This is a genomic window from Gracilibacillus oryzae (assembly GCF_009498735.1).
GTDB classification, from domain to species: domain Bacteria; phylum Bacillota; class Bacilli; order Bacillales; family Amphibacillaceae; genus Gracilibacillus; species Gracilibacillus oryzae.
This window is the reverse complement of the sequence record NZ_ML762428.1, coordinates 65,952-79,316: the sequence shown is the minus strand read 5'-3', so window position 1 is coordinate 79,316 and position 13,365 is coordinate 65,952. Positions and strand designations below refer to the sequence as shown.

Sequence of the window (13,365 nt, the reverse complement as noted above, 5' to 3'; positions counted from 1 at the left end):
AATGACGGTTGGGAACACACCATTTCCGATATTATAGCGCTGCATGATTATGAAGAACTCGGTAAAGTGTTCTATGATCATTATAAGGAGAAAGATAGTATCTTAAATAACAAAATTCCCCACAACAAACGTAAATATGCGTTTGCTGAAGGCTATAAATATAAAGGACAGCCGGTCATGATCACAGAGTATGGTGGCATAGCCTTTAACGATAGCAGTGGATGGGGCTATGGCAACCAAGTTAATTCAGAGGAAGAGTTTTTAACAAGATATCAGAATATTACAGACGCAATTAAGAGGATTCCATATATTTGTGGTTACTGCTATACCCAAACTACAGACGTTCAGCAGGAAATTAACGGGTTGTTAAAAGAAGACCGGACACCGAAGATTGCAATGGATAAGATTAAAAAAGTGAATGATGCAATAAAAAGAGATTAGTTTTGTTGCGCAGTGATCACATTTTAGTTAAGCAATCAATAACTGTTTACTGAAGTTCTGATCACTAGCTCTTTATAAAGGGCTTTTGTGCATAACTAACTTAAATTTCTTAAGGTGGATTAAAACGGGTTGTGCAGAGCAAATGTACTCGCAGAAAACAACCATGGTTGATCCACTTTATGATGTGATAATGCAATCACTAGAACAAACAACCAACCAATTAGGAAAACTTACGGTTATAGAGAACTTTTAGGAGTTAATGGGATCTATTCTAAGTTTGAATTATTTATAATTTAAAGTTGAAATGAGGTATTTGAATGACTGAACAAAGACCGAATATTCTTTTGATATTGGCAGATGATTTAGGTTTTTCCGATCTGGGATGTTATGGCAGTGAAATTGATACATCAAACTTAGATCAGCTAGCTGAAGGTGGTGTCCGGTTTACTCAATTTTACAATTCAGCCCGCTGCTGCCCGAGTCGTGCCTCTTTACTGACTGGGGTGTATCCGCATCAAGCTGGGGTGGGAGAGATGGAGAATGATTTGGAGACTCCGGGTTATCGTGGCTATTTAAAAGATCAGTGCGTGACGCTTGCAGAAGTGTTAGGTGCTGGAGGTTATCATACGTATCTTTCAGGGAAATGGCACGTCGGAAAGCAAGGGCCGATCAAGCGAGGTTTTGACGATTATTATGGATTACTTGGGGGGTTCAACAGTTTCTTTGATAAACACCATTATGTTCGTTTACCGGAAGGCCGTCCACAGCATCAATACGAGGATAATGAATTTTATGCAACGGATGCGATTACCGATCATGCATTAGACTTTATGGAGGATGCTCGTAAGGATGACAATCCGTTCTTTTTATACTTATCATATAATGCACCGCACTTCCCATTACAGGTTCCGAAAGAGGATATTGCAAAATACGAAAAGGTATATGAAACGGGCTGGGACCGCATACGAGAAGAACGACTAGCTCGATTGAGGGAACTAGGGATTGTTCCAGAAGATACAGAATTAACACCTAGAGCAGAATTTTGGACACGCGACCGCGATATTTCCGGGAGGAATCCTGCCTGGGATTCACTTGATCCGGATCGTCAGAAGGACCTGTCAAGGCGCATGGCAATCTATGCGGGCATGGTTGATCGAATGGATCGCAATATTGGAAGAGTATTGGAAAACCTTCGCGAAAATGGTGAGATGGATAATACGCTCATCTTATTCTGTTCAGATAACGGTGCGTGTGCTGAATGGGATCCATGGGGCTTTGATAATTGGATTACGACCTCCAATATCCTGCATCGCAAAGGAGACCTTGATAAAATGGGTGGTCCTGAATCCTATCACAGCTACGGCTCTGGCTGGGCAAATGCGAGCAGTACACCACTTCAGTTATATAAGCACTATAGTCATGAAGGAGGGATCAGTACCCCGTTAATTGCACACTGGCCTAAAAAAATAGAGCGTAAAGGTGAGATTGACCATCGTCCAGGACACTTTATTGATTTTATGGCTACTTTCGTAGATATATCAGGAGTGGATTATCCGAAAAAATATAATGATCATGAGATTTTGCCAATGGAAGGGGAGAGCCTCGTACCTGCTTTTGTGGGCGAAACACCTCGTGAACGCACATTCTGTTTTGAGCATGAGCAGCAGTGTGGGGTGCGAAAAGGGAAATGGAAGCTTTCTAAAATTAAGGAAAGAGATTGGGAATTGTACGACATGGATAACGATCGGACAGAGCTTCATAACTTAAAAGAAAAGTATCCAGAACTTGTCAAAGAAATGATCGGAATTTGGAATGAGTGGGCGAAACGGACCGATGTAGTTCCACGTCATAAAGTAACAAAATAATCCAACATAATTACTGATGAAATGGTTGGCAGTTGCTGTAGAGCTTTGATTCAAAACTCGTGATCTATTAAATGGTCCGACCGATTTTTGACACAAGCAACTTAATGGATCACGAGTTCTATACATTATGCACAACATATGTAATAGGCAACTTTATGGTTGGAAGTATAATGTCAGGTATTAAGAGAATTAGTGAATAGATGATGAGCAGATTAAAGCGGGGGTGCGAATGAGTGAGTGATATCCTTAGCATAAGTTTGGAAAGAAGTATTTTCTACCGAAATTATGTATTCGCTTACAAGTTAGTGAAAGTTATTGAATTTGAATAAGTATTCAATTCCAGGGAGGTAAAAAGAATGCGTAAACATTTAGGTCTTATCTTATTTATTGTATTATGTACATTTCTGATTGCAGGCTGTTCAGGTTCCAAAAATGTAAGTGAAGATTATGTTAGCGAAGGACCATCAGAAAGCTTTCATGAGGAAGGCTTTCCTATTGTAGACGATGAAATTACGTTAAATATTTTTGCAAGAAAGTCTCCGCCAAATGGACCGTACAATGAAATGTCGATGTTTAATAAGTATGAAGAAATGACGAACATTAATGTGGAATGGGATGATGTTCCGCAGGATGGTTTTGCGGAGAGGAAGAACTTGGAGTTTTCATCTGGTGACCTGCCGGATGTATTCTATAAGTCAAGTATTTCGCAATTAGAAGCAGTTAAATATGGAACCTCAGGTATCTTAATCCCGCTTGAAGACTTGTTAGAAAATTACGCACCAAATTTAACAGCACTTTTTGAAGAGTATCCAGAAATCAAATCATCCATTACAGCTCCAGATGGGCATATCTACGCGTTACCTGCCATCCTTACACTAAATTCAGCTAGAACGGATAAAATTTGGGTAAACCAAACGTGGTTAGATAATTTAGGGCTAGAGCAACCAACTTCTCCAGATGAATTAGTTGAAGTGTTAACAGCATTTCGTGATGATGATCCGAATGGAAATGGTGAGCAAGACGAAATTCCAATGACTTTCCGTAACTGGGCACAGTTAATGAACTCGATAATTGGTTCATGGGGTATGATTGATCAAATGGGTAACCATTTAATGGTCGAGAGTGATGAAGTGAAATTCTGGTTAACGAGTGACAAGTTTAAGGAATATCTTCAATTCCTAAATATGTTATACAGTGAGAATTTAGTAGATAGAGGTTTATTCACACAAGAAGAATCCAAATTTGTTGGGAATATGGCTTCAGGGAATGTCGGAATCTTCTGGAATCAGACAACAGACGCTTTTGATAAAGTGAAACAGGATTATGAAGGTATGTCACCAATTGTCGGACCTTATGATGATCAGTTATATCCATCTGCCCCAGTAGCGCGAGACTTCGGTACATTTGCCATTACATCTGTAAATCAACATCCGCATGAAACGATGAGATGGATCGATTATTTTTTTAGCGAAGAAGGGTCGATTTTCTTCCGTTACGGTGCGGAGGGTGAAACATTTAATTACGGAGACGATGGCCTACCTCAATATACAGATGATGTTTTAAATTCTGACTTAGGTTTAGGACCTGCAATCGGTCAATTTACTCCTTGGCCAGGTGGGGGTGCGCCACAATTAGTAACAGAGCGGAATGCTTCTGCTATTAACCCACCAGAAGCACAAGACGCGCAAGGTAAACTGGATCCTTACTTGCCAGAAGCTATTTATGGAGCTCCTATTTTTGATGAAGACACGACGAAAGAAGTAGATCAAATTCGTCAAGACATGGATCAGTATTATGAGGAAACCACATCGAAGTTCATTACAGGTGATTTGAGCTTTGATCAGTGGGAGGAATACGTGTCTACGATTGAGAATATGGGCTTAGATCGTCTTCAGGAAATATATCAAGAAGCATATGATCTGAATTATAAATAGAATCTACTATTACTAGGTACAGGGTTACTGTACCTAGTAATTTTAACAAATTTGTAGAAAGAAGGAGGCAAGGAGCGTGAGTGTAACAAATTCTGGTCTGAAGGAAAAGAAGGTAACACACCGAAATAAAGTATTGACGAAACGACAAAAAATGATGAAGCGGTTATTTATGCGCTTTGACTTATATCTCATGCTGTTAATACCAATAGCCTGGTATGCCATTTTTCAATATGGACCAATGTACGGTTTACAAATTGCTTTCAAAGATTTCAATCCGGCATTTGGGTTTGCAGGGAGTGAGTGGGTAGGTCTTGAAAACTTTGAACGCTTCTTTTCATCCTATTATTTTGAGAGATTACTATGGAATACCTTTTCCATCAGTATCCTCTCATTACTGATCGCATTTCCAATACCTATATTTTTAGCGTTGTTAATTAATGAGATTCGAAGTACCACTTTAAAGAAAACGTTGCAGAACGTAACTTATGTACCTCACTTTATTTCAGTGGTGGTTATTGTTGGAATGCTTGACCTTTTTCTAGATCCAAATGGAGGGTTTATTAACATTATCTTGAGTTCAATTGGTGTTGAGCCCATCCCTTTCATGGAAAAGCCAGAATGGTTTAAGACGATTTTTATCGGCTCAAATATTTGGCAGACGATGGGGTGGCAGTCGATTATTTATGTGGCATCACTGGCTGGAATTGATCCTCAATTGTATGAAGCGGCGAAAATGGATGGGGCTTCTCGACTACAGCGAATTATGCACGTGTCATTACCAGGTATATTACCAGTTATTGTAATTATGTTAATTTTGGATATTGGACAATTCATGAACGTTGGCTTTGAGAAAATCCTTTTAATGCAAAATAATTTGAACTTAGAGTCTAGTGATGTCATTCAAACATTCGTTTATCGAAACGGTATTTTGAATGGTGATTATAGTTATAGTGCTGCAATTGGTTTATTTAACTCACTTATTAACTTCTCCCTGCTCATATTAGTAAATCATTATGCACGGAAAAAGGCGGAAACTAGTTTATGGTAAATTATAAAGTGTTGATGAAGGAGGGGGTTTAGCATGAAACAAACTGTCAAAATATCTGATGGTAAGACATTTGATGTCGTGGTTACCTTGATAACTGTCGTAATTATCTTGATTGTGCTGTATCCGCTGATTTTCGTTGTGAGTGCTTCCTTAAGTGATCCAGCAAGGGTAATTAACGGTGAAATGTTTCTCTGGCCGGTGGGGTTTACCCTTGATGCGTATGCTGAGATATTTAAAAATAGTGAGATATGGACTGGATATCGAAATACGATCTTTTATACCGTATTTGGCACAATTATCAATATTGGCTTAACAACATTAGCTGCATACCCCTTGTCCAGACGTGATTTGCCAGGGAGAAATGTCTTTATGTTCCTTATTACATTTACGATGTTCTTTCATGGTGGCCTGATTCCTACCTATTTAATAGTTCAAGATTTAGGGATGGTAGATACGATTTGGGCGATGGTAATTCCGAATGCGATTGCAACATATAACTTAATAGTTATGCGTACGTACTTCCAGACGAGTATTCCATGGGAGTTGCAGGAGGCAGCAATGATCGATGGTTGCTCAAACATAAAATTACTTTTTAAAGTCATTCTGCCGCTATCAAAACCAATTATGGCCGTTATGGTTCTGTTTTATGCAGTAGGACATTGGAATGCATTCTTTAACGCGTTAATTTATTTGAGAGAAGAAACGCTTTATCCATTACAGCTAATACTCCGTGAAATTTTACTTGTCAATCAGCTAGGTGGTACAGATGCTGCGGGGCAATTCGGTATGGATGAGAAGATTTTGCTTGGTCAAAGTATCAAGTATGCACTAGTTGTTGTGGCAAGTGTTCCAGTCTTAATCGTATATCCATTTGTTCAGAAGCACTTTGTTAAAGGAGTAATGATTGGTTCGATTAAAGGTTGATAGTTTAATTGAGTTATTAATGAGACCAGCGGTGGTCTTTATATAGGAACATGGTCTTTAATCAGCCTTGATACTTAATAACCATTGGGTGAAGATCCATAACTGTTGAAATATGTTAGCTATGGAAATGGGAGTGAATGATTAAACGTTTGGACAAAAGGAGATAATCTAATGGCGAAAACAAATTTTAATATAGTATGGATGGTCCAGGATCACGTCTTATGGAAACATTATAAAGAAACAATAGGACCAAAGCCAAAGCTGCAGACTTATAAACGACTCTCCTCAGAAGGTATGGAATTTAATCGTGCGCATACTATTATTCCTTTATGTACTCCTGCTCGGGGCAGCTTACTAACGGGGGTATATCCACATAAACATGGTTTAATTAATAATAACAAACATATTGATTTAATTTCAGAAGATAGTTCAGAAATATCGGTTTTTAGTAAATACCTGTTAGATGCAGGCTATAGAACAGCATATTTCGGGAAGTGGCATGCGGGAGCCGGAACAGCAGAGGATTGTGGATTTGAAGGATACTCTCTCCCTGGTTATGGAAATCCATATAATACAAAAGAATATGAAGCGTACTTGGAAAAACATCAGTTACCTAAACCGTTCGTTGATATAGAATGGCGACCAAGCGGTGAATTATTAAAAAATATTGATTTAATGGAGCGGGGACTTGAGCCCGATCCTGCAATTGGAATCGGTCATCCATCAACAGGTGTAATAAAAGCTCCAGCCCAAACTACTGAATCTTACTTCCTTTCACATATGGCAAGTGATTGGCTAGAAGAAAGGGCGAAGGATAAAGAGTCCTTTGCCCTGCGTATCGATACTTGGGGACCACATCAACCATACCTGGTTGCCAATGAATTTCGCGAGACAATTGAACCAAAGCAAATACCTGAGTATCCTAATTTCTCGAATGATTTTTCTGATCGTCCAGCATATCATAAGAGAGATCGGGATGAGTGGAGAAGGAAGACAGGTTTTACTGCATGGGAGGAATGGCAGCCGATAGTGGCAAGAGCTTATGAACATTTCTCACAAACAGATGCAGGGTTGGAGTTGGTACTTGATACGCTGGAACGAACAGGATTGGACAAAAATACAATTGTCATTTATACAGCAGATCACGGAGATATACTTGCCTCAAATGGGGGACTATTTGACAAGGACTCTATGTTGACAGAAGAAACGATGTCCATCCCATTGGTCATTAATTGGCCAGGAGTTACAAATAGTGGAAAATTAAGCGATGAGCTTGTTTCCAATATGGATATCGTCCCTACTATATTAGAGTTAGCCGGATTACAAGTACCAAATTATATGGATGGAAAAAGTCTTGTAGACCTGGTGAGAAGAACAAAGAATGACGAATGGCGGGCAGATTTAATGGCAGAACACTTTGGCCACATGAATTATGAAGGAATTCAACGTGTTTTATATTGGGGCAATTACAAGTATGTTGCTCACCTTCACGATTCAGATGAATTGTATGACCTTAACGAAGATCCATTTGAACTGATTAATCTTATAGGGGATCCTTCAAAGAAGACAATATTAGAAAAAATAAAAAATAGATTATTCGATAGAATGGCAGAATATGAAGATCAATTAGAAGATTCGAAGGCACTGATAAAAGAGAAGCAATACAAGCGACCACTTAATTAAGTGGTCGCAATTTATTATGATTTGGAAGATATCGTTTGGTTAGAGAAGGCAGAGCCTTTCACTCTTGATAAAATAAGCACACCAATAATGGCACCACTAATACTGCTGACTAAAAAGCCTGGTAAAAATGCCAATATACCGACAGATGTGCCCATTAACAGATAAGCAAAAGGAACGGATAAAAGTGAGCCAATAACCCCTGTACCAATCACTTCACCAATACCCGCCATTATTTTATTTTTGGTATATTTAAAAACAATCCCTGCTAGTAAAGCACCAATCATGCCGCCGGGAAACGCCAGCAATGTTCCAATTCCTAATAAATTTCGCAAAAGGCCGATGGCGAAAGCGATAATAACGGCAGGGCCTGGTCCTAATGTAACAGCGGCCATCACATTTATGGCATGCTGAACGGGAAAGGCCTTGGCAATTCCTGTCGGGAACCAGAGAAGTTGTGATCCTATTGTTCCAATGGCAACAAATACGGCGATCATCGTGATTAAGGTGGTTCTTTTTCTCATTTATTTTCTCCTCCTAAGCTGTTGTTTGTGTCTCACACTAGAAGAAGGGATAAAAAAGAAAAAAAGCCAGATCTTTTTGTTAAGACCTGGCTTCACATACGATTAGTAAGCATGCTACTTCCCTCCGCTGGTATCAACCAGATCAGGTCTTAAGAGTTAAAAAGCTTCTGCGCGCTTTTCTCTCAGCCTATGCTTATAGGCACCCCTAGTAGTGAAAACAATATTATATTTAAAAGAAATTTTAACATAATGTCAGCATATTTCAACAATAACATTATCTTGAAATCGAGATAATAACGAGGTATAATATGGATATACTATCTTAGACAGAAAAAAGGGGGCTCACTTATGGAACTTAAAGGATTACACCATGTATCAGCCATAACTGCCAATGCAAAAAAGAACTATGATTTTTATACGAAAGTAATGGGCATGCGTTTAGTAAAAAAATCAGTCAATCAAGATGATACAAGTATGTACCATTTATTTTATGCTGATGAAATCGGAAGACCGGGAACAGATTTAACCTTTTTTGAAATATTAGGTGCAGGACATACGTATCCAGGAAACAACAGTATTTCTGCCACATCGCTGAGGGTGCCAGATGATGATGCACTAGACTATTGGCTTGATCGCTTCAACGAATTTGATGTGGAAAATGGCGGGATAACGGAGCAGTATGGCCGGAAAGTGATTCATTTTAAAGACCATGAGGAGCAGCGTCTCGTACTAGTTTCAGACCAGACGAATGAAGGTGTTGCAGGTGGAAATCCTTGGGCACATAGTGTAGTCCCTGAAGATAAAGGGATAACAGGACTGGGACCAGTTAAAATAACCATTCCAGATCTGGCACCAACTGAGCGAATTTTAACGGAAGTGTTAGGTTTTCGCAGGGCTGGAGAATATGCTTCCGATGTGACTGGAGTATCACCGATTCAAGTATATGCAACAGGTGAAGGCGGGACTGGTGCGGAATTACATGTAGAAGTAAGACCGAATCTGCCAAAAGAGCGCCCGGGCCGCGGAAGTGTGCACCATGTTGCTTTAAGAGTTGCAGATATGGAAGAATTGAAACAATGGAAAAACCTCATTACTAAAGAGAGGTTGCCTAATTCAGGTGTTGTCGACCGTTATTATTTTCAATCATTATATTTCCGAGAGCCAAATGGCATTCTCATTGAATTGGCAACAGACGGTCCAGGATTTGCAACAGATGAAGATGTGGAGCACCTTGGAGAACGAATTGCACTGCCGCCATTTTTAGAAGCTCAAAGAGAAGAGATTGAGGCAAAACTGAAGCCATTAGATACGAAAGAGTAAGGGGATATTGCGTTTTTGTTCCTTAACTGCAAAATTCAGTATGGGACCGATAGTTATGATGATATGAAGCGTTCATGAATGCAAAAGTCAGTGAGACCAGAGAAGTTATGCAGTTAAGAAGCGTTCATGAGTGCAAAAGTCGGTGAGACCAGAGAAGTTATGCAGTTAGTTATGAAGGGCACATGAATGCAAAACGTTTCGATTCCTGGCTGTATGATAGAAATCGATCAAAGCTGCAAAACCTAATGAAGGCTCGCCATTAATAATAGTAAGAAACCCTTAAAATTGTAATCTAACTCATAAAAAGCATCTATTAAGGTGCTTTTTCTTCTTTTAAGCAAGAATGTATGGACAAAGCAAAAATGGATAGTTGTTATCTAAGGAAGCATAGCGTATAGTGTTATGAGAGCGTTTTATTAAATTGAGTTGAACAGGGGAGATGAGAAGATGGGAAAAGGCAAAGAGTGGAAGCCGGAATGGAAGAGACTTAATGACAGGATTACAGGATTGCCGACTGTTCAATTAACCAATTATACAGGTCATAGTCACCATCTGTATTTTACAGAAAACGGCTGGTATGATAATGATCGCCGATTATTGTTTGTTTCTGACCGTAATAACAAGACAGATTTGTTCAGTATTGATATCCAGACAGGTGTGATTACACAGTTAACGGATCATCACAAAACGTATGGCAGTCTGTCCCCTTGTTTGCATCCTGACCAAAAGACCTTATTTTTCCGCAGAGACCATGAGATCATTGCACTCGATTTAGCTACACTCAAGGAGGAACTTATCCATGAAAAACCTGATTCCTTACTTGGCGGGAACTTAAATTGCACAGCGGATGGGAAGTACTTAATCACTTGTCAAAGAGAGGACTTGTCAAAGAAGATCCATACAGATTTAGGCAATGGCTATATTGGCCATCGGGAGTTAATGGAAGCGAGACCGGAATCACAAATTATAAAGATTGACTTAGTTACAAAAGAAGTAACGGAAATTTACCAGGAAGAGAATTTTATTACACATATCAATACTTCGCCAACAAGACCAGAGCTTATTACATTTTGTCATGAAGGGCCTTGGCAGTTAGTTGATCATCGAATCTGGGGGCTGAATCTGGAAACAGGAGAAGCATGGAAAATTCGTACAAGAAAAGAAGATCAGGAAATGGTAGGGCATGAATATTGGTATCAGGACGGAGAAACGATTGGTTATCACGGATTTAGACAGGACCGCACAGGTTTCTTCGGTAAAATAAAATTTGATAATACCGCCGAAGAAGAAGTGGAATTTCAGTTTGTGAATTGGCATGCTTTTTCCAATTATTTTGAAAAAATAATAGTGGATGGCCGTGCTCCATTAAATAACCTGATTATCTGGTATAGAGAAGATGGCGGATTTTCGCAGCCGAAAGTTTTATGTGAACACCGCTGCAGTTTTCATGTCCAGAAAGTCCATGCCCATCCAAGGTTCACACCAGATGGATCCAAATTATTGTATACCAGTGACCGAAACGGCTATGCCAACCTATATTTAGTAGATGTACCTGAAAATGCAAGTGAACTGCCGGATTTTGCTGAATGATATGTTCCCTTTTAGCTATGCTATACTATATACATAGTTAATGATGTTCAAAAAGTCACCAAATGATATGCGGTGAATCTTTTTTGATTTGCCGACGACTTTTTGAATACAAACTTTAAGGGGGATTTTCTATGTCTTTTATGCCAAAAGCATTATGTCTGGATATGGATGGGACATTACTGAACAATCACAATCAAATAACAGATAGAACATTTGAGATGATTCAAAAGATCAGAGAAAAAGGGATCAAAGTTTTTATTGTAACAGGCCGTTCTTTGGAAGAGGTAAAACTGATCGTGCCGGAGACTACTAAGCTTGATGGCATTGTCACTGCGAATGGTATGATTACAAACACGAATGAGGAATTATTACTGGAACACGAATTACCCACAACCATTGTGGATAAAGTCATCGAATCTGCCAGAGCCAATCAAATCTATTATGAGGTGCATCCGAATAATGGCCAACGGATTACGTTAGAGCAGGATAAAACCTATATGACAGAATTAATCCAAGATCCAAAACCTCTGGAAGTCGGCATTAATGAATGGATGGATCGTGAAATTGCGGTTAAAGACAATTATATTGACTGGGTGAAAGAACTTCCGCGAAAAAAATACTCCAAGATGTATTGTTTTAGTACAAGCCAGGAAAAGATGGAGCAATGGATCAAGCAATTAGATGAGCTGAAAATGGAAGAAGATTTTACAACATCCTCCTCCTCTTTTCATAATGTGGAAGTAATGGTATCTGGAGTGAATAAAGCAACAGGGATTAAAGCTTTACTTGATTTTTACAATATTCAGCCTGAAGATACAATGGCAATTGGTGACAGTAATAACGATTTACCGATGATGCGGTATGTTGGCTATCCTGTGGGTATGAAAAATGGGACAGATCAGATCAAGGAATTAGTGAAAGAAGTGACAAGCTATACCAATAATGAAGAAGGTGTGTATCACTTTTTAGCTGATTATTTTGCTTAAGAAGAAGTCAAGTGAGGTAGAGCCTTGCTTGGCTTTTTTTATAGAATGTGTAAAAGAGGCTCAGTTTTTCTAATTTGTTTTGGCCTTATTATATGGTAAAATAAACACAAACAAAAATAAACAAAAATAAAAGGGCGGGGCTGTTTCATGTTAGTAGCGGAAAGACATCAACGTATTGTTGAGGAAGTAAATAAACGGAAAAGTGTACGTGTATCTGAATTAGCGGCAATCTTTTCTGTGACAGATGAGACGATCAGAAGAGACTTGGAGAAATTAGAAAAAGAAAAGAAACTGGCACGAAGTCATGGCGGTGCAGTCAGTATCAAACCTAAAGATAATGAACCAGAGATCTCTTTTCAAGAACGAGAAATTACTAACATGGAAGAAAAGAAGCAAATCGCACAAGAAGCAGTGAAACATATTGTGGGATCAGACAAAATTTTGCTTGATGCCAGCACAACTGCCTGGTATATGGCGAAAAATCTGCCGAATATCCCGATCACTGTCTTAACGAATTCAGTGAATGTTGTGTTAGAGCTTAGTAAGAAGCAGCGGATCACAGTAATAGCAACTGGCGGAACATTACTTGCACGCTCCCTTTCATATGTCGGCCCATTAGCTGAGCGGTCGCTTGAATTGTATCATGTGAATAAAGCATTTCTTTCCTGTAAAGGAATTCACTTTGAACGGGGCATAAGTGAATCAAATGAGCAGCAGGCACGTGTGAAGCAGAAGATGATCGAAATTGCTGATACAACGTATATTTTGGCAGACCATCATAAATTTCATAACCAGGCATTTGCTCATTTTGCTAATTTGGAACATGTCGAGAGAATCATCACAGACAGTCAGGCCAAAAGTCAGGATGTGGAGCAGCTAAAGGAATTGGGGTTGGAAGTGATGAAAGCAGAATGAGTAGTATGCAGAGCACTGAATGAATTTGTTCAGTGTTTTTTTATTGAGCAATTTTAAGTGATTACATGTTTTTGTTTTTGTTCATTCATAGTATAATATACTCACTACTTAGATTATCCGATAAACAAAGTTCTGGGG

At 39.0% G+C, this 13,365-nt stretch carries 10 protein-coding genes, 1 pseudogene and 1 riboswitch; of the genes and pseudogenes, 10 read left to right on the top strand and 1 reads right to left on the bottom strand.

Going from position 1 to position 13,365, the window contains the following annotated elements; genetic code table 11:
• From F9U64_RS22930 to F9U64_RS08500, 6 genes and pseudogenes are all read left to right on the top strand, one after another.
• Positions 1 to 441, top strand: a pseudogene (locus F9U64_RS22930) (glycoside hydrolase family 2); the annotation flags it as partial.
• A 317-nt stretch (positions 442 to 758) separates the two neighbouring features.
• Positions 759 to 2,306, top strand: a complete 1,548-nt coding sequence (locus tag F9U64_RS08520) for an arylsulfatase (RefSeq protein WP_153402588.1) — start codon at positions 759 to 761, stop codon at positions 2,304 to 2,306.
• 356 nt (positions 2,307 to 2,662) lie between these two features.
• Positions 2,663 to 4,240, top strand: coding sequence for an extracellular solute-binding protein (locus tag F9U64_RS08515; protein WP_153402587.1), 1,578 nt, complete (start codon positions 2,663 to 2,665; stop codon positions 4,238 to 4,240).
• 151 nt (positions 4,241 to 4,391) lie between these two features.
• Positions 4,392 to 5,288, top strand: a complete 897-nt coding sequence (locus F9U64_RS08510) for an ABC transporter permease (protein WP_153402740.1) — start codon at positions 4,392 to 4,394, stop codon at positions 5,286 to 5,288.
• A gap of 33 nt (positions 5,289 to 5,321) precedes the next feature.
• Positions 5,322 to 6,212 carry a carbohydrate ABC transporter permease gene (locus F9U64_RS08505; RefSeq protein ID WP_153402586.1) on the top strand — a complete coding sequence of 297 codons (891 nt, stop codon included), beginning with the start codon at positions 5,322 to 5,324 and terminating at the stop codon, positions 6,210 to 6,212.
• A gap of 171 nt (positions 6,213 to 6,383) precedes the next feature.
• Positions 6,384 to 7,895, top strand: a complete 1,512-nt coding sequence (locus F9U64_RS08500) for a sulfatase-like hydrolase/transferase (RefSeq protein ID WP_153402585.1) — start codon at positions 6,384 to 6,386, stop codon at positions 7,893 to 7,895.
• A 14-nt stretch (positions 7,896 to 7,909) separates the two neighbouring features.
• On the opposite strand, the gene thiW is transcribed toward F9U64_RS08500, so the two are convergent.
• Positions 7,910 to 8,416, bottom strand: a complete 507-nt coding sequence (gene thiW, locus F9U64_RS08495; protein ID WP_153402584.1) for an energy coupling factor transporter S component ThiW — start codon at positions 8,414 to 8,416, stop codon at positions 7,910 to 7,912.
• Between the two features lie 102 nt (positions 8,417 to 8,518).
• Positions 8,519 to 8,633, bottom strand: a riboswitch (TPP riboswitch).
• Between the two features lie 131 nt (positions 8,634 to 8,764).
• Here thiW and F9U64_RS08490 point away from each other — a divergent pair.
• From F9U64_RS08490 to F9U64_RS08475, 4 genes are all read left to right on the top strand, one after another.
• Positions 8,765 to 9,736 carry a ring-cleaving dioxygenase gene (locus tag F9U64_RS08490; RefSeq protein ID WP_153402583.1) on the top strand — a complete coding sequence of 324 codons (972 nt, stop codon included), beginning with the start codon at positions 8,765 to 8,767 and terminating at the stop codon, positions 9,734 to 9,736.
• Between the two features lie 447 nt (positions 9,737 to 10,183).
• Positions 10,184 to 11,326, top strand: coding sequence for an oligogalacturonate lyase family protein (locus F9U64_RS08485; RefSeq protein ID WP_153402582.1), 1,143 nt, complete (start codon positions 10,184 to 10,186; stop codon positions 11,324 to 11,326).
• A 131-nt stretch (positions 11,327 to 11,457) separates the two neighbouring features.
• Positions 11,458 to 12,312, top strand: coding sequence for a Cof-type HAD-IIB family hydrolase (locus tag F9U64_RS08480; RefSeq protein ID WP_153402581.1), 855 nt, complete (start codon positions 11,458 to 11,460; stop codon positions 12,310 to 12,312).
• Between the two features lie 147 nt (positions 12,313 to 12,459).
• The gene (locus tag F9U64_RS08475) at positions 12,460 to 13,227 is read left to right on the top strand and encodes a DeoR/GlpR family DNA-binding transcription regulator (protein WP_153402580.1); all 768 of its coding nucleotides are present in this window, start codon (positions 12,460 to 12,462) and stop codon (positions 13,225 to 13,227) included.
• Positions 13,228 to 13,365 lie beyond the last annotated feature (138 nt).

What these genes read in the sequence shown, in the direction of transcription:
- F9U64_RS08520 (WP_153402588.1), top strand. Translation starts at nt 759, where the DNA reads ATGACTGAACAAAGACCGAATATTCTTTTGATATTGGCAGATGATTTA.
- F9U64_RS08515 (WP_153402587.1), top strand. Translation starts at nt 2,663, where the DNA reads ATGCGTAAACATTTAGGTCTTATCTTATTTATTGTATTATGTACATTT.
- F9U64_RS08510 (WP_153402740.1), top strand. Translation starts at nt 4,392, where the DNA reads ATGATGAAGCGGTTATTTATGCGCTTTGACTTATATCTCATGCTGTTA.
- F9U64_RS08505 (WP_153402586.1), top strand. Translation starts at nt 5,322, where the DNA reads ATGAAACAAACTGTCAAAATATCTGATGGTAAGACATTTGATGTCGTG.
- F9U64_RS08500 (WP_153402585.1), top strand. Translation starts at nt 6,384, where the DNA reads ATGGCGAAAACAAATTTTAATATAGTATGGATGGTCCAGGATCACGTC.
- thiW (WP_153402584.1), bottom strand. Translation starts at nt 8,416, where the DNA reads ATGAGAAAAAGAACCACCTTAATCACGATGATCGCCGTATTTGTTGCC.
- F9U64_RS08490 (WP_153402583.1), top strand. Translation starts at nt 8,765, where the DNA reads ATGGAACTTAAAGGATTACACCATGTATCAGCCATAACTGCCAATGCA.
- F9U64_RS08485 (WP_153402582.1), top strand. Translation starts at nt 10,184, where the DNA reads ATGGGAAAAGGCAAAGAGTGGAAGCCGGAATGGAAGAGACTTAATGAC.
- F9U64_RS08480 (WP_153402581.1), top strand. Translation starts at nt 11,458, where the DNA reads ATGTCTTTTATGCCAAAAGCATTATGTCTGGATATGGATGGGACATTA.
- F9U64_RS08475 (WP_153402580.1), top strand. Translation starts at nt 12,460, where the DNA reads ATGTTAGTAGCGGAAAGACATCAACGTATTGTTGAGGAAGTAAATAAA.